General features: G+C 72.6%; 14 protein-coding genes. 8 read left to right on the forward strand and 6 right to left on the reverse strand.

The genetic code is table 11. From position 1 onward, the window contains the following. Positions 1-3: 3 nt before the first annotated feature. The 3 genes from GGE06_RS30010 to GGE06_RS30020 all read right to left on the reverse strand — a co-directional run bounded on the left by GGE06_RS30010 (position 4) and on the right by GGE06_RS30020 (position 2,706). Positions 4-681, reverse strand: a complete 678-nt coding sequence (locus tag GGE06_RS30010) for a GntR family transcriptional regulator (RefSeq protein WP_116158362.1) — start codon at positions 679-681, stop codon at positions 4-6. 74 nt (positions 682-755) lie between these two features. Beyond that, a complete protein-coding gene (locus tag GGE06_RS30015) occupies positions 756-1,760 on the reverse strand; it encodes a proline racemase family protein (protein ID WP_116158363.1) in 1,005 nt (334 codons plus the stop codon). A 31-nt stretch (positions 1,761-1,791) separates the two neighbouring features. Beyond that, a complete protein-coding gene (locus GGE06_RS30020; RefSeq protein WP_184932312.1) occupies positions 1,792-2,706 on the reverse strand; it encodes a dihydrodipicolinate synthase family protein in 915 nt (304 codons plus the stop codon). A gap of 138 nt (positions 2,707-2,844) precedes the next feature. Here GGE06_RS30020 and GGE06_RS30025 point away from each other — a divergent pair, with 138 nt between their 5' ends. Continuing rightward, complete coding sequence (locus GGE06_RS30025) at positions 2,845-3,021, forward strand: hypothetical protein (protein ID WP_184932313.1); 177 nt, start codon at positions 2,845-2,847, stop codon at positions 3,019-3,021. 93 nt (positions 3,022-3,114) lie between these two features. Further along, on the forward strand, positions 3,115-3,570 hold the full coding sequence (locus tag GGE06_RS30030) for a tellurite resistance TerB family protein (RefSeq protein WP_116158365.1): 456 nt from the start codon (positions 3,115-3,117) through the stop codon (positions 3,568-3,570). Here GGE06_RS30030 and GGE06_RS30035 read toward each other — a convergent pair. The 3 genes from GGE06_RS30035 to GGE06_RS30045 all read right to left on the reverse strand — a co-directional run bounded on the left by GGE06_RS30035 (position 3,567) and on the right by GGE06_RS30045 (position 5,577). Beyond that, positions 3,567-4,328: a hypothetical protein gene (locus tag GGE06_RS30035; RefSeq protein ID WP_184932314.1), complete on the reverse strand. Its 762-nt coding sequence runs from the start codon at positions 4,326-4,328 to the stop codon at positions 3,567-3,569. The genes GGE06_RS30030 and GGE06_RS30035 overlap by 4 nt on opposite strands. Positions 4,329-4,331: 3 nt before the next feature. Beyond that, the gene (locus tag GGE06_RS30040; protein WP_312883357.1) at positions 4,332-5,021 is read right to left on the reverse strand and encodes an RNA polymerase sigma factor; all 690 of its coding nucleotides are present in this window, start codon (positions 5,019-5,021) and stop codon (positions 4,332-4,334) included. A 79-nt stretch (positions 5,022-5,100) separates the two neighbouring features. Then, positions 5,101-5,577 carry a hypothetical protein gene (locus GGE06_RS30045; RefSeq protein ID WP_376773601.1) on the reverse strand — a complete coding sequence of 159 codons (477 nt, stop codon included), beginning with the start codon at positions 5,575-5,577 and terminating at the stop codon, positions 5,101-5,103. 532 nt (positions 5,578-6,109) lie between these two features. Between GGE06_RS30045 and GGE06_RS30050 the strand changes: the two genes are divergently transcribed. The 6 genes from GGE06_RS30050 to asnB all read left to right on the forward strand — a co-directional run bounded on the left by GGE06_RS30050 (position 6,110) and on the right by asnB (position 15,145). Next, entirely contained in the window at positions 6,110-7,591 is a 1,482-nt protein-coding gene (locus GGE06_RS30050; RefSeq protein WP_184932315.1) for a sugar transferase, read from the forward strand. Between the two features lie 73 nt (positions 7,592-7,664). Next, the gene (locus GGE06_RS30055) at positions 7,665-8,981 is read left to right on the forward strand and encodes a nucleotide sugar dehydrogenase (protein ID WP_116158368.1); all 1,317 of its coding nucleotides are present in this window, start codon (positions 7,665-7,667) and stop codon (positions 8,979-8,981) included. Continuing rightward, entirely contained in the window at positions 8,971-10,329 is a 1,359-nt protein-coding gene (locus GGE06_RS30060) for a glycosyltransferase family 4 protein (protein ID WP_376773602.1), read from the forward strand. Before GGE06_RS30055 ends, GGE06_RS30060 begins: the two co-directional genes overlap by 11 nt. Continuing rightward, the gene (locus tag GGE06_RS30065) at positions 10,326-11,690 is read left to right on the forward strand and encodes a Wzz/FepE/Etk N-terminal domain-containing protein (protein ID WP_116158369.1); all 1,365 of its coding nucleotides are present in this window, start codon (positions 10,326-10,328) and stop codon (positions 11,688-11,690) included. The genes GGE06_RS30060 and GGE06_RS30065 overlap by 4 nt, the downstream gene beginning before the upstream one ends. After that, complete coding sequence (locus GGE06_RS30070) at positions 11,687-13,207, forward strand: Wzz/FepE/Etk N-terminal domain-containing protein (RefSeq protein WP_116158370.1); 1,521 nt, start codon at positions 11,687-11,689, stop codon at positions 13,205-13,207. Before GGE06_RS30065 ends, GGE06_RS30070 begins: the two co-directional genes overlap by 4 nt. Positions 13,208-13,210: 3 nt before the next feature. Continuing rightward, on the forward strand, positions 13,211-15,145 hold the full coding sequence (gene asnB / locus GGE06_RS30075) for an asparagine synthase (glutamine-hydrolyzing) (RefSeq protein ID WP_116158371.1): 1,935 nt from the start codon (positions 13,211-13,213) through the stop codon (positions 15,143-15,145). Position 15,146: the final 1 nt, after the last annotated feature.

Below are 15,146 nucleotides of genomic sequence, written 5' to 3' on the forward strand. Positions count from 1 at the left end.
CGGTCAGTCCGAGGAGTCGTCCGCGTCCGCCCACAGGGAGCGGACGTGGCCGAGGTGGCGCTGCATGCAGGCCTCGGCGCCGGGTGCGTCCCCGGCGATCATCAGGTCGAGGAGTTCGAGGTGTTCCTCGGCGGAGGAGACGAGCTTGCCGGCCTCGTCGAGGCCGGTGAGGCCGTAGAGCCGGGAGCGCTTGCGCAGGTCTCCGACGGTCTCGACGAGCCGCTCGTTCCCGGAGAGGGCGAGGAGGGCCAGGTGGAAGCGGCGGTCGGCCTCCAGGTAGCCGATGAGGTCGTGCTCGCGGGCGCGCGAGACGATCTCCTCGGCGACCGGGCGCAGCTCCTCCAGCTGCTCCCGGGTGGCCCTGCGGGTGACCCGGCCGATGGTGGGGACCTCGATGAGGGTCCGGAGCTCGGTGTACTGGTCGAGGTCCCGCTCGCTGACCTCGGTGATGCGGAAGCCCTTGTTGCGGACGGGCTCGACCAGGCCCTCCCGGGCCAGGTCGAGCATGGCCTCGCGGACCGGGGTGGCGGAGACGCCGAGGTCGCCGGCGAGGCCGGGGGCCGAGTAGACCTGGCCCGGGCGGAGCTCCCCGGCGATCAGGGCGGCGCGAAGGGCGTGGCCGACCTGGTCGCGGAGCCGTTCCTGGGCTCTGACGAGGCCGTACTGTTTCAGGTCACCCATCGTGCGTCCTCCGAGATGTCACGGGGGAGCATCGTACAATGTCACGTTTCCCCGGCGGACGGTCCTGCGGGCGGTCAGAGCAGGAATCCGGCGGGGAACGGGTCGTCGGGGTCGAGGAAGTACTGGGCGGTGCCGGTGATCCAGGCGCGTCCGGTGACGGTCGGGACGACGGCGGGCAGCCCGCCGACGGTCGTCTCGTCGACGATCCGGCCGGTGAACTCGGTGCCGATGAAGGACTCGTTGACGAAGTCGGTGTGCGGGGCGAGCAGTCCGCGCGCGTGCAGCTGGGCCATGCGGGCGCTGGTGCCGGTGCCGCACGGGGAGCGGTCGAACCAGCCGGGGTGGATGGCCATGGCGTGGCGCGAGCGGGTCGCGTCGGAGCCGGGTGCGGTCAGGTAGACGTGCTTGACGCCGGCGAAGGCCGGGTTCTCGGGGTGGACGGGGCGGTCGGGTCCGGCGTTGACGGCGTCCATGACCGCGAGCCCGGCGGCGAGCAGCTCCTGCTTGTGGGCGCGGTCGAAGGGCAGGCCCAGGGAGTCGAGGTCCACGAAGGCGTAGAAGTTGCCTCCGTACGCGAGGTCGTAGGTGACGGTGCCGTATCCGGGCACGTCCGTCTTGAGGTCGAGGCCGACGGAGAAGGCGGGCACGTTGGTGAGGGTTACGGAGCGGGCGCGGCCGTCCTCGACGCGGACGTCGACGCTGACGAGCCCGGCGGGGGTGTCGAGCCGGACGGTGGTGACCGGTTCGACGACCGGCACCATGCCCGTCTCGACGAGGACGGTGGCGACGCCGATGGTGCCGTGTCCGCACATCGGGAGCAGGCCGGAGACCTCGATGTAGAGGACGCCGTAGTCGGCGTCGGGGCGGGTGGGCGGCTGGAGGATCGCGCCGCTCATCGCCGCGTGGCCGCGCGGTTCGTACATGAGGAGGGTGCGGACGTGGTCGAGGTGTTCGGCGAAGTGGAGCCGCCGCTCGGCCATGGTGGCGCCGGGGATGATCCCGAAGCCGCCGGTGATGACGCGGGTGGGCATGCCCTCGGTGTGGGAGTCCACCGCGTGGTAGACGTGGCGGGTGCGCATGGGGTCCCTTCTGGTGGGTGGATGACGGGCTCTACGCGTGGCCCTCGGCGAGGGCCTTCTCCGTGGCGGCGCGCACGACGGCCTCCTGTTCGGGCGTCAGCGGGAGGCGGGGCGGCCGGGTGGTGCCCCCGGTGTGGCCGGCGAGGTCCATGGAGAGCTTGATGGCCTGGACGAACTCGGTTCTGGAGTCCCAGCGGAAGAGCGGGTGCAGCGCGCGGTAGAGCGGCAGCGCGACGGCGAGGTCGCCCGCGACGGCGGCGCGGTAGAGGGTGGCGCAGGCGCGCGGGAGGGCGTTGGGGAAGCCGGCGATCCAGCCGACGGCGCCGGCGAGCGCGAGTTCGAGGAGGACGTCGTCGGCGCCGACGAGCAGGTCGAGGCCGGGGGCGAGTTCGGCGAGCTCGTAGGCGCGGCGGACGTCGCCGCTGAACTCCTTGACGGCGACGATGCCGCCGTCGGCGTGGAGGCGGGCGAGGAGGGCGGGGGCGAGGTCGACCTTGGTGTCGTACGGGTTGTTGTAGGCGACGACGGGCAGGCCGACCGCGGCGACCTCGGCGTAGTGGGCGCGTACGGACCGCTCGTCGGCCCGGTAGGCGTTGGGCGGCAGGAGGAGGACCGAGCCGCAGCCGGCGTCGGCGGCCTGTTCGGCCCAGCGGCGGGCCTCGGCGCTGCCGTACGCGGAGACGCCCGGCATGACCCTGGCCCCGTCCCCGGCGGCTTCGACGGCGGTACGGACGACCTGGGCGCGTTCCTGGTCGGTGAGGGTCTGGTACTCGCCGAGGGAGCCGTTGGGGACGACGCCGTCGCAGCCGTCGGCGATCAGCCGGGCCACGTGCCGCGCGTAGGCGTCGTGGTCGACGGCGCCGTCCGCGCGGAAGGGGAGGGCGGTGGCGACCATGATCCCGTGCCAGGGGCGGGCGCGGTGCACGGGGGCTTGCTCGTGGACCATGAAGGACTCCCTACTGTGGTGTGTGACATTTTATTGATGGAGGCGGGGTCCACAAGGGTTCGGTACGGACCCAGTTCTGACGACCGGTCAGGCGGGGTGGGGCACCCCCCCCTTCATGATCCGCCCCGGCCGACCCGGATGACCGAACACATGCTCGCCCTCGCTCCATCCGTCTCCGTGCTCACTCTGGTCGTGACCCTCGCCGGCGCCGTCGCCCGCCCGTTCCGCCTGCCCGAGGCGACCTTCGCCCTCCCCGCCGCCCTCACCGCGTCGACGGTGGCGCTGTGGGCCTCGCCGCAGATGTCCGGCGGGTGACCGGCACGCCGTTTCCCACGTCCCGGGAACCTCGGGCTCCACTGCTACGTTCTACAAGTCCGTAGAAACAATCGACGTCTGGAGTACTCGACCATGGCTCTGTGGGACCGCATCAAGGAATCCGCATCGACGATGCAGACCCAGCTGGTGGCGAAGAAGAACGACCTGAAGAGCGGCGCGTTCCGCGACGCGAGCATGGCCATGTGCGCGCTGGTCGCCGCCGCCGACGGGACGATCGACCCCGCCGAGCGCCGCCGGGTCGCCCAGCTGATCTCGACCAACGAGGTCCTGCAGAACTTCGACGCGACCGACCTCCAGCGCCGGTTCGACGCCAACCTGGACAAGCTGACCGCCGACTTCGACTTCGGCAAGGTCAGCGTGCTCCAGGAGATCGCCAAGGCGAAGAAGAAGCCGGCCGAGGCCCGGGCCGTCGTCCAGATCGGCATCGTCATCGGCGGCGCGGACGGCGACTTCGACAAGACGGAGCAGGCCGTGGTGCGGGAGGCGTGCTTCACGCTCGACCTGCCGCCGCACGAGTTCGACCTCTAGGGCCTGTCGGCGCGCGCGTGCGCGTCGCCCCTGCCGGGGCCGGCCCAGGAGCCGGCGCGGCCCGTGCCGTCGTTCGGGCGGGGCGCGGCGGACGGGTCACGGGCGGGGCGGAGTTCGTGCCCGCAGTACTCGGCCACGAACTCCTCGCCGCCGGCGGCCGCGACGAGCCGCTGCCGCGCGGTGGACGGGGGTGCTCCGGCCTTCGTCTTCGCCTTACCGTTCCCGTTCCCGTTTCCCTTCGCCTCCCCCTCCGTCTTCTCGAAGGCGTCGCAGAGGGCCTCACGGCTCCTGCCGGGGAGCTCCGGCGGATCCTTCTCCGGACGCAGCGGAGCGGTCGTGCCGGGCGGCGGGGTCCGGGTCGCACCCGCTGTCGCACCGCGCTCCGCGGAAGCGGAAGCGGAAGCAGGAGCGGGGTCGGTACCCGGCGCCGAGTGGGTGGCGGGGCTCGGTTCGGAGGTCGGGGCGGTGGTGCCGAGGAAGGGCTCGGGAAGGTCGCCGGTGGCGACGGCCACGCCGCCGAGGGTCACGCTCGCGACCAGCGCGGCCACGGCCGTCTTCAGTGAACGCCGGGGACGCCGCCGCTCCTCGGCCGGTGTCCAGTCGTCGCGGTCACGGGTGGGTCGTGAGGTGTGCAGCCCCGCGTCACGGGCCTCCCGGAAGGCGGCGAGAGCGCCCTTCTCCCCTCCGGCGACGCTCTCCTCGCGCAGAGCGGCTCTCATCAGCTCCCCCAGCTCTCCGTCGCGCATCTCGTCAGGCATCCGTCACCTCCCTCTCCCCTTGAGTTGTTTCGCAAGTCGCCTCAATCCCCTATGTGCGGCGGACCGTACCGCACCGGGACGCTTGCCCAGCACTCGGGCGGCCGAAGGGCCGTCGAGCCCGACGACGACCCGGAGCAGCACGGCCTCGGCCTGGTCGCGCGGGAGACCCGCGATGAGGGCGAGTGCCGTCTCCGTCGACAGCGCGTCCAGCGCCTCGCCCGCCGCGTCACCGGCGGCCGGCAGCTCCAGCATGTCCTGTTCGAACCGGCTGGGGCGGGGGCGCGCCCGCACGCGCCGCAGGTGGTCGAGGGCCCGGTGGCGGGCGATGGTCGCGGTCCAGCCCCGGAAGCCCGCGCCGTCGCCGCGGAAGCGGCCGAGGTCCCGGGCGATCTCCAGCCACGCGTCGGAGGCGACGTCCTCGGCGTCCTCGCCGACGATCCCGCGCAGATAGCCCAGCAGTCCGGGATGCACGATCCGGTACGCCTCCGCGAACGCCCCCTCGTCCCCGCGCCGGGCCCGCTCGACGGCCTCGGCGAGGCGGACGTCCCACTCGGGGCCGGACGGGTCTTCGCGCTCGGGACCGGGGAGAGCCGCAGGCTCGGAACCGGACGGTTCGTCGTGCTCGGGGCCGGACGGTTCGTCGTGTTCGGGGTCGTGTGCCCTGGCGGGCGCGTGCCCCGTTCCCTCGCCCACCCGACCCTCTTCACAACCCGTACACCCACGAACCCCGGTCCCCACGGAACAACCGGAGGACGTCCATCCTGTCAGACGGTCAACAGGCCTTTCCCGACACTCTGTCGGGGTGAGGGGTCAGGAGGCGGCGCGGACCGGCCGACCGGCGGCCGTGCAGGGTGAGGAAGTACAGGTACAGGGACTCCTTCGTGCCGATCTCGAAGCGGTTCACGGTCCGGCCGAGCGGGTTCCACACCCGGCCGTCCGGCATCCGCACCGCGACGGGGTACCCGAAGACGGACCGCAGCATGTGCGCGTCCGGCAGGTCCACCCAGGCGCCCCCGGCCTCCCGCACCAGCACCTCCCCCACATAGGCCCCGAGGCCGAGCAGCGTCCCGGCCACCTCCTCCCGTCCGGCGCCGCCCCGCCGCAGCCCGTCGACGACCCGGTCGACGACGCGCAGGCTGCCGACGGAGTAGTCCAGCGGCAGCCGCGCCCTCGCGGTCGCCCTCTCGACGAACTCCTCCGCACGCCGCCCCATGCCGTCCGCGCGCAACGTCAGGCTCTCGCAGTCCACTGATGACCACCTTCCCCGTAGGAGTGGCGGAAGCCACCGGGTGACCCAGCGGATCCGCCCCGGGAAACATCACGGGGCGCGCACGTGACCCTGGTCACAGCCGTCGCAAACGCCCCTGGAGTGGCGGCGAGTTACGAGAGAACACAGCGGCATCAAGGCGCCCATAACCGGTCACCGATCGGCGGATCCGGCCAGCCTCGAACCTCGGGCACAAATTTCACACATTCCCTCTTCATACCGGTCCTCGATGCTCTAGATTGACCGTGCTTCAGGTGATCGGACACGAGGCGACCACTCATCCACCACAGGTCCGGCGCCATGGAAAGCCAGTAGTCACGTCCCCGCCACCAGCCATGGGGACGATCAGTTCCGGGGCCCGGGAGGGCCGCGGGTGCGGGGAGCACCCGGGGCGCGGACCGGTTCCCGTTTGCACAGCTCTGAGTAGGGCCGGGATGTCTGCCGCCGGGGAGGGCGCGGGCTCCTGGGGGAGTGTTGGGCGAACACGTCGAACCACTGGGACCTGGGGGGTTCTGTGCGGCAAGGGGGAGTAGTCAGCCCTTTTCCGTCGGCGCACGAGCGTCTGACGGACGGGGCGATAAGCCGGCCCGCGCTCGAGTGGGAACAGCGCTACCGCCGTACCGTGATCATCAGCGACGCCGTGTCCACCGCCTTCGTGGTGACGGCGATAGGCGACTTCTTCGGGGCGCGGGACGCGGCCAACTGGCATGAGAAGTGGGGCATTCTCGCGTTCGGCACCCAGCTGCTCGTGCTGGGCGCGCTCGCGGTCAACCGCTCGTGGGCCCCGGCCGTGCTCGGCCAGGGCGCCGAGGAGTTCCGCCGACTCGGACGCTCCCTGTTCACGGTGGTCGTCGTCCTGGCGCTCGGCGGGATAGCCCTCACCTCGCGGAACATCAAGCTCTGGATCTTCGTCGCGATCCCCGCGATCGCGCTGGTCACCATGACCGCGCGGTACCTGCTGCGGCTCTGGCTGCACCGGGAGCGGAAGGAAGGGCGCTGCCTGCGCCCGGTGCTCGCGGCCGGAAGCCCCGCGACCGTGCGCGACCTGATCACCCGGACCCGCAAGTTCCCGCACATCGGCTGGCGGGTGGAGGCGGTCTGCACGACGGACGGACGCGGGCTCGACGGCGACCTGCTCGACGGGGTTCCCGTCGTCGGGCAGCTGTCGGACGTCGCCAAGCACGTCCGCCACGACGGCTACCGGGTCGTCGCGGTCACCCCGGACGCGCACTGGTCGCCGGACCGCCTGCGGCGGCTCGCCTGGAACCTCGAGGGCAGCGACGCCGAGATGGTCGTGGCGCCCGTCCTGATGGAGGTGGCCGGCCCGCGGCTGCACGTCGACGCGGTGCTCGGCATCCCACTGCTCCGGGTCAGCATGCCGACCTTCACCGGCGGCCGCCGGGCGATCAAGGGCGTCGTCGACCGGCTGGGCGCGGCGACCCTGCTGGTCCTGTTCGCGCCGCTGATGGTGCTCGTCGCGCTGCTCGTCATGCTGGACAGCCGGGGCGGGGCGTTCTACCGCCAGCGCCGGGTCGGCAAGGACGGCCGCGAGTTCACCATCCTCAAGTACCGCACGATGGTCACCGGGGCCGACGGCGCGGCGCGCGCCGCGCTCGCCGACCGCAACGAAGGCGCGGGACCGCTGTTCAAGCTCCGCCGGGACCCGCGGGTGACCCGGGTGGGGACGGTGCTGCGCCGGTACTCGATCGACGAGCTCCCGCAGCTCTTCAACGTGCTCACCGGCTCGATGTCGCTCGTCGGCCCGCGGCCGCCGTTACCGGAGGAGTCCGCCGCGTACGGCCCGGACATCCGGCGGCGCCTGCTCGTCAAGCCCGGACTCACCGGTCTGTGGCAGATCAGCGGCCGCAGCGACCTGCCGTGGGAGGAGGCGGTCCGCCTCGACCTGCGGTACGTGGAGGACTGGTCGCTCGCCCTGGACACGGTGATCTTGTGGAAGACGCTGCGCGCGGTGCTCTACGGGCAGGGGGCGTACTGATGCGCGGGGGAAGCCGTCCGGCCTGCACGCGGACCACAGGCCGGAAGGGCCTGACTGGGGGGAGGAACGGGTCATGAGAATCAGCGTGTTCGGACTCGGCTACGTGGGCTGCGTGTCGGCCGCGTGCCTGGCCAGCATGGGTCACGAGGTCATCGGGGTGGACGTGAACCCGGTGAAGGTCGACCTGGTCAACGACGGCAAGGCCCCGGTGGTCGAGGAGGGGATCGGCGAACTCGTCGCCGAGGTCGTGAAGTCGGGGGCGCTGCGCGCCACCGGCGACGTCCGCGAGGCGATCGCGGACAGCGAGGTGTCGCTGATCTGCGTGGGCACGCCCTCGGAGCCCAACGGCAGCCTGTGCACGACGTACTTGGAGCGGGTCACCGAGGAGATCGGCGCCGCGCTCGCCGAGCGGGGCGGACGGCACACCGTCGTGTTCCGCAGCACCATGCTCCCGGGCACCTGCCTGAACCTGCTCGTGCCCATCCTGGAGAAGAACGTCGGCGGCACGGCCGGCGTGGACGTCGGGGTGGCGGTCAACCCGGAGTTCCTGCGCGAGGGCACGAGCGTGCGGGACTTCTTCGACCCGCCCAAGACCGTCGTCGGCGAACTCGACGCGGCGAGCGGCGATGTGGTGGCGGCGCTGTACGAGGGCCTGCCCGGCGAGGTGTTCCGGGTGCCCGTGCCGGTGGCCGAGGCCATCAAGTACGCGGACAACGCCTTCCACGGCCTCAAGATCGGCTTCGCGAACGAGCTGGGCGCCGTGTGCCAGGCGCTCGGGGTCGACTCGCACCAGGTGATCGACGTGTTCCTGGCCGACCGCAAGCTGAACATCAGCCCCGCCTATCTGCGGCCCGGCTTCGCCTTCGGCGGCTCCTGCCTGCCCAAGGACCTGCGCAGCCTGGTCCACGCGGCACAGCGGGCCGACGTCTCGGTGCCGATCCTGTCCCACGTACTGCCCTCCAACGCCGACCACCTCCAGCGGGCGGTGGAGCTGGTCGAGCGCACCGGCAAGCGCCGGGTCGGCCTGTTCGGGCTCTCCTTCAAGCCCGGCACCGACGACCTCCGCGAGAGCCCGCTCGTCGAACTGGCCGAGCGGCTCTACGGCAAGGGGTACGAGCTGCGGATCTACGACGCCAACGTGCACCTCTCCCGGCTGCTCGGCGCGAACCGCGAGTACATCGAGTCCCGGCTGCCGCACCTCGCGCAGCTGCTCACGGACTCCGTCGACGAGGTGCTCGAACACGCCGAGGTCTGCCTGGTCGGCACCCGGGATCCGGCCGTGCTCTCGGCGCTCCCCCACGGTGACGGCCCGGTGATCGTCGATCTCATCCACCTTCCCGACGCGGACGCGCGGCGGGCCGAACCGGGGTACATGGGTCTTGCTTGGTGACACGAAGTCCGTCGGCACGACGTCCGGTGGCACGAAGTCCGGCGGCGGGAAGCGGGTTCGGCGCGCGCTGATCCTGGTCGAGAACCTGTCGGTGCCGTTCGACCGGCGGGTGTGGCAGGAGTGCACGACGCTGCGCGACGCGGGCTGGACGGTGGACGTCATCTGCCCGCAGGGAAGCAAGCGGGACACGGAGCGGGAGGTGGAGATCGACGGGGTGCGGATCCACCGCTACCCGCTGCGCGCGGCCACCGGAGGACCGGCCGGATACCTCAAGGAGTACGGATCGGCGCTGTGGCACACCTTCCGGCTGGCCCGGAAGGTCGGCCCGGTCCACGTGGTCCACGCCTGCAACCCGCCGGACCTGCTGTTCCTGCCCGCGCTCTGGCTGAAGCGGCGCGGCACGCGGTTCGTCTTCGACCAGCACGACCTGGTGCCCGAGCTGTACCTGTCCCGGTTCGACCGCGGCAAGGACCTGCTCTACCGCGGCGTGTGCGCGCTCGAGCGGATGACGTACCGGGCCGCGGACGTCGTGCTGGCCACGAACGAGAGCTACAAGGACGTCGCGGTGCGCCGTGGTGGCCGGCGGCCCTCGGACGTGTTCGTGGTGCGCAGCGCCCCGGACGTCGACCGGTTCCATCCCGTGCCGCCCGAGCCGGAGTTGAAGCGCGGCAAGCCCCATCTGCTGTGCTACCTCGGCGTGATGGGCCCGCAGGACGGCGTCGACTACGCCCTGCGCGCCCTCGCGAGGCTGCGCGACGAGGTCGGACGGAGCGACTGGCACGCGGTGTTCGTCGGCGGCGGCGACACCTTCGACGCGATGGTGGAGCTGTCCCGGGAGCTGGGTCTTTCGGAGCAGGTGGAGTTCACCGGGCGGATCCCGGACGCCGACCTCGTGCGCTACCTGTCCACCGCCGACGTGTGCCTCTCCCCCGACCCGCACAATCCGCTCAACGACGTGTCGACCATGAACAAGGTCCTGGAGTACATGGTCATGGGCCGGCCGATCGTCTCCTTCGACCTGCGGGAGGCGCGGGTCTCCGCCGGTGACGCCGCCGTCTACGCACCGGCCAACGACGAGGCCGAGTTCGCCCGGCTGGTCGCGCGGCTCCTCGACGATCCGGAGAAGCGGGAGCTCATGGGCAAGATCGGCCAGGAGCGGATCGGCGGGCCGCTGTCCTGGCCCAACTCCCAGCGCGCGCTGCTCGCCGCCTACGCCGCCGCCTGCCGTCCGCACGCTCCGGCGTCGACGGACGACACGGAGGCGGACGACACGGAGGCGGACGACAACGAGGCACACGACACGGACCGGGACGACACGGACCGGGAAGGGACGAGGCCGCTCCGTTGAGCGATGACACCATACGCCTGGTCACGATCGGGCGGATCCTCCGTCGGCGACGGCGGCTGCTCACCGTCGTCGTCCTCGTGGGCGCGCTCGTCGGGTACGGCACCTCGCTGCTGATCCCGCCGCGCTACACGACGTCGGCGTCCGTCCTGCTGCCGGGCGCCTGGGAGGAGCGCGAGCTGCGGACCCAGGCGGAGGTCGCCACCAGCTCGGTGGTGATCGACCGCGTGGCGTCCGCGCTCCACTGGAGCGGGATCGGCACCACCGAGCTGAAGGACCGGGTGACCGCCAAGGCCACCGAGGGGAACATCATCGCGATCTCGGGCACCGCCGACACGCCCGAGCGCGCACAGCAGCTCTCCGACCAGGTGGCGGCGCAGTTCGTCGCCTTCGCCGCGCGGATCGTGGGCGACAACGCCGACCCCGAGGCGGCCGCGCGTCTGGAGACCCTGCGGCAGACGGTCGTGCAGACCAGCCGCCGCATCACGGAACTGGCCGACGCGTCCGGTACGGGGCGGAGCGTGGAGAGCGTGCAGACCCGTACCGAGCTCGAAGGGCTGCGCACCTCGCTGCAGTCGGCCATCGAGAAGCTGGGCCAGGCCGACCCCACGTCGAGCAAGGCCCACATGGTCGTCATGGGCCCGGCGGCCCGGCCCACCGGCGAAGCCCCGCCGACGCGGCCGCAGCTCATCGCCGCAGGGGCGCTGCTGTTCTTCCTGGTCACGGTCATCGGGCATCTCACCGCCGCGCGGATGAGCCGCCGGCTGCGCACCGAGGGGGAGATCGCCGGGGCGCTCGGCGTGGCGCTCCTGGGCACCGTCGACGTGCCCGGTGAGCGGCACGCGCACCGGCCGGAGGGCCGCGGCCCGCGGACCTGGTTCCGCCGGCTCCTCGGCATCGACGTCCGGTGGGACGTCCCGCCCCCGCGCTCGGGCGACGAGGCCGGCCGGCAGATCCGCTACCGGCGGGTGTGCGCCCGTCTCCGGGACCGGCTGCCGGGCCCCGGGGGGCTGCTCGTCGTGGTCCCGGACGGCGACCCGATCGCCCGCCGGGCCGCCGGGGAGCTCGTCACCGAGGCCGGGAGCGACCCCGCGCTGCGGACGGTGGACGTGTCGGTGTCCGAGCCGATGGTGCCGGACCGCGACGACGCGTCCGGCGCCCTCGTCGTGCTCAGCGCGGGCCAGTGGACGGCCGCCGAGCTCGCCGGGATCGCCGAGGCGTGCGCGGACGCCGGGCACGAGGTCGTCGGCGTCGTCCTCGCCGGCACGGTCCGCACCCGTACGAAGCGGTCCGCCGGCCGGCCCCGGGAGGCCGCGAAGCCGACGGTCGCCGTGGGCGCCGACGCGACGGGAGGTACGGCGTGACGACACGTGCGACCGCGGAGTCCCCGGCCGCCGCTCCGCTGCTCGATCTGCACTCCCTGGTGGTGGCGGTACGCAGACGCCGCCGGCTCTGGGGGTCGCTCGCGCTGCTCGGGATGGTCCTCGGCGCGGCGGTGGCGGTCCTGCTGCCGGCGCCGCCGACCGCGATGACGAAGGTGCTCGTCGCCCGGCAGGAGGACCAGCCGAACGACCCCGGGACGCTGATCCGCACCGACGTCGCGCTGCTGCAGACCACGCGGATCGCCGGTGACGCCCTGAAGGCCCTCAAGTCACCGGAGAAGCCCGAGGACTTCATGAAGGAGTACGAGGGTCTCGGCCTCACCAACAACCTGCTGCAGATCAACGCGAGGGGTGACAGCGAGGCGGAGGCGGTGACCCGCGTCAAGGCGCTGGCCGACGCGTTCGTCGCGGACCACGTGCGGCGGATACAGCAGGCGGCGAACGCCGACGCGAAGGCGCTGCTCGACCAGCGGGACCGGCTGAAGGACGAACTCGCCCAGGTCAACAAGGAGATCGGGGACGAGTCGCCTACGAGCGCGCCGAAGGCCTCCGCGAACACGGAGTCGCTGTTCTCCCGCCGGGCCGAACTCACCTCGCGGATCTCCGACTTCAGCCAGCGCGCCGAGCAGGCCCGCATCGGCACGCCCCGGCTGATCGCCGGCACGCAGATCGTGGACGACCCGCGCCCGGTCGAGCGGTCCCTGCTCAAGACCCTCGCCAAGGACGCCGGGATCGGGCTCGTCCTCGGGCTGGCCCTGGGTCTCGCGGTGGCGGCCGTCGGCACGGTGGTGGCGGACCGTCCCGTGCTGCGCCGGGAGATCGCGGCGCACCTCGGCGTCTCGGTGATCGCGGAGCTGCCCGGTCGGCCGGGCAGCCGGTGGCGGCGCCGCCGGGCCCGGGCGGCCCGGACGCGGCTCACCGCGTCCCTGGCCCGCACCGCGCGCGGCTCCGCGGAGCCGATGTCCCTCCTCGAACTGGGCTGTGCGCGCGGTGCGAGCGTGATCGCCCTCGACCTCGCCTGGGTGCTGGGCGAGGAGGGACCGGTGGTCGTCGTCGACGGCCTGCCGGGACCGGAGCTCGCCGACCGCCGCCCGCGGCCCGGGGACCCGACCGTGGTCGGCCTTGAGCGCGCCGCGACCGTGGCGCACCAGGAGCGCCGGATCGGCGTCGGCTCGGTGGCGCCCGGCGCGGCGTGGACCGACCTGCCGTACCTCGGCACGCGGACCGTGCTCGTCGTGCGGGCGGGTCACGAGAGCGCCGCCTGGCTGCACACCGTGGCGCGGCAGCTCGCCGACCAGCGGATCCTCGTGCTCGGTGTGGTGCTGATCGACCCCGATCCGCGTGACCGGACCGACGGCACGCTGTGGGACGGGGGGCCGTCGGCCGCGCCGCGCGGCCAGAACGAGGGGCCGGCCCGGCCGAACGGCGCGGGCAGGCGGCAGAGGGAGCGGCTGCCCGCGTGGGCGACGGTCCCGGAGAACGACCAGGAGGCTCGGTAGCACATGTGTGGCATCGCAGGCACGTACCGCTGGCCTGACGGGAAGGAAGTGACCGACCGGCTCACCGACACCCTCGCCCATCGTGGTCCGGACGGGTCCGGCCGGTACGGCCATCCCGTCGGTGACGGCGAAGTGCACCTGGGGCACCGCCGGTTGTCCATCGTCGACCTGTCCGAGACCGGCGCCCAGCCGATGGTGTCGGACGGCCTCGTCCTGACGTACAACGGCGAGCTGTACAACGCGCCCGAGCTGCGGGCCGAGCTGGCGGCGGCCGGTGTGCGCTTCCGCGGTACGTCGGACACCGAGGTGGTCCTGGAGGCGTGGCGGCGCTGGGGCACGGACTGTCTGCCCCGGCTGCGCGGCATGTTCGCGTTCGGGATCTTCGACGAGCGCACCGGTGAACTGGTGCTGGTCCGCGACCAGTTGGGCATCAAGCCGCTGTTCCTGCTGCGGCGCGGCGAGGGTCTGGTGTTCGCCTCCGAGCTCAAGGCGCTCGCCGCCGTGACCGGCGGTTCCCTCGAGGTGGACCACGCGGCCCTGGTGGCCTCGCTGCTCTACTACTGGGTGCCGGACTCGCGGTGCGCGTTCCGCGAGGCGGAGAAGCTGCCGCCGGGGAGCTGGCTGCGGTGCCGGCCCGACGGACGGGTGGAGCGCGGCCGGTTCTGGCACCTGAAGGACGTCGCCGCCGAGGGCAGGGAGCGGGCCCTGGCCGGCGAGCTGCCGGATCTCGCCGCGATCGTCGAGGAGTCGACCCGGCGCCATCTGCTGGCCGACGTGCCCGTGGCGACCTTCCTGTCGGGCGGGCTCGACTCCAGTTATCTGACCGCGCTCGCGGCCCGTGAGCAGCCGGGGATCTCGGCCTACACGATCGGGTTCCGCGCCGAGGACGCCAAGTTCGAGGCGATGCCGGACGATCTGCGCTACGCCCGGCAGGTGGCCGAGCGGTTCGGCGTCGACCTGCGCGAGATCGAGATCGCTCCGGACGTGCTGGACCTGCTGCCGCGGATGACGTACCACCTGGACGAGCCGATCGGCGATCCCGCCGCGATCAACACCTTCCTGATCTGCTCGGCCGCCCGGGAGGCGGGGGTGAAGGTGATGCTGTCGGGGATGGGGGCCGACGAGCTGTTCGCCGGGTACCGCAAGCACCTGGCCAACCTGATCGCTTTGCGCTACCAGCGCGTCCCGAGGCCCCTGCGGCGCGGGGTGTCCGCGGCCGTGGACCGGCTGCCGGTCGCCTCGGCCCGACGCGGGTACCGGTCGGTGCGGTTCGCGAAGCGGTTCCTGTCCTTCGCCGATCTGCCGGAGGAGACCGCGTTCCGGCGGAGCTACACCATGTACGACCGGGACGAGCTGCTCGACCTGATCGATCCGGACCTGGCCGGCACGGTCGACGACGTGCTGACCGAGCACGCCGACGTGTACGAGGACAACGAGCTCGACGACTTCGTCAACCGCATGTGCCTGGGCGACTCCCGGATGTTCCTGCCGGGCCTGAACCTCGCCTACACGGACCGGTCGAGCATGGCCGCGTCGACGGAGGTGCGGGTGCCGTACGTGGACGTCGAGGTGGTCAAGGCGGCGTTCACCGTGCCCGGCGACCGCAAGATCGTGGGACGGCAGGGGAAGGCCGTCCTCAAGGAGGCGGCGGCCTCGGTCCTGCCGCGGGAGATCGTCTACCGGCCCAAGGGCCTGTTCAGCGCCCCGCTGCGCGCCTGGATGAGCCGGGACCTGGCCCCGCTGGTGCGCGAGGTGATCCACGACGGCGAGCTCGTCCGCTCCGGGTTCCTGCGCCGCGACGCCCTGGCGCGGCTCGCCGCCGAGGACGCGGCCGGGCACCGGGACCACTCCAAGCATCTGTGGCACGTGCTGACCCTCGAGTACTGGTACCGCGGCGCGACCTCCGGGTCCGGCCAGACCGCTTCCTTGACTGCGTAGA

Source organism: Streptomyces nymphaeiformis (assembly GCF_014203895.1).
GTDB lineage: Bacteria > Actinomycetota > Actinomycetes > Streptomycetales > Streptomycetaceae > Streptomyces > Streptomyces nymphaeiformis.

What these genes read in the sequence shown, in the direction of transcription:
- GGE06_RS30035 (WP_184932314.1), bottom strand. Translation starts at nt 4,328, where the DNA reads ATGCCTGACGAGATGCGCGACGGAGAGCTGGGGGAGCTGATGAGAGCC.
- GGE06_RS30025 (WP_184932313.1), top strand. Translation starts at nt 2,845, where the DNA reads ATGACCGAACACATGCTCGCCCTCGCTCCATCCGTCTCCGTGCTCACT.
- GGE06_RS30020 (WP_184932312.1), bottom strand. Translation starts at nt 2,706, where the DNA reads ATGGTCCACGAGCAAGCCCCCGTGCACCGCGCCCGCCCCTGGCACGGG.
- asnB (WP_116158371.1), top strand. Translation starts at nt 13,211, where the DNA reads ATGTGTGGCATCGCAGGCACGTACCGCTGGCCTGACGGGAAGGAAGTG.
- GGE06_RS30055 (WP_116158368.1), top strand. Translation starts at nt 7,665, where the DNA reads ATGAGAATCAGCGTGTTCGGACTCGGCTACGTGGGCTGCGTGTCGGCC.
- GGE06_RS30030 (WP_116158365.1), top strand. Translation starts at nt 3,115, where the DNA reads ATGGCTCTGTGGGACCGCATCAAGGAATCCGCATCGACGATGCAGACC.
- GGE06_RS30015 (WP_116158363.1), bottom strand. Translation starts at nt 1,760, where the DNA reads ATGCGCACCCGCCACGTCTACCACGCGGTGGACTCCCACACCGAGGGC.
- GGE06_RS30010 (WP_116158362.1), bottom strand. Translation starts at nt 681, where the DNA reads ATGGGTGACCTGAAACAGTACGGCCTCGTCAGAGCCCAGGAACGGCTC.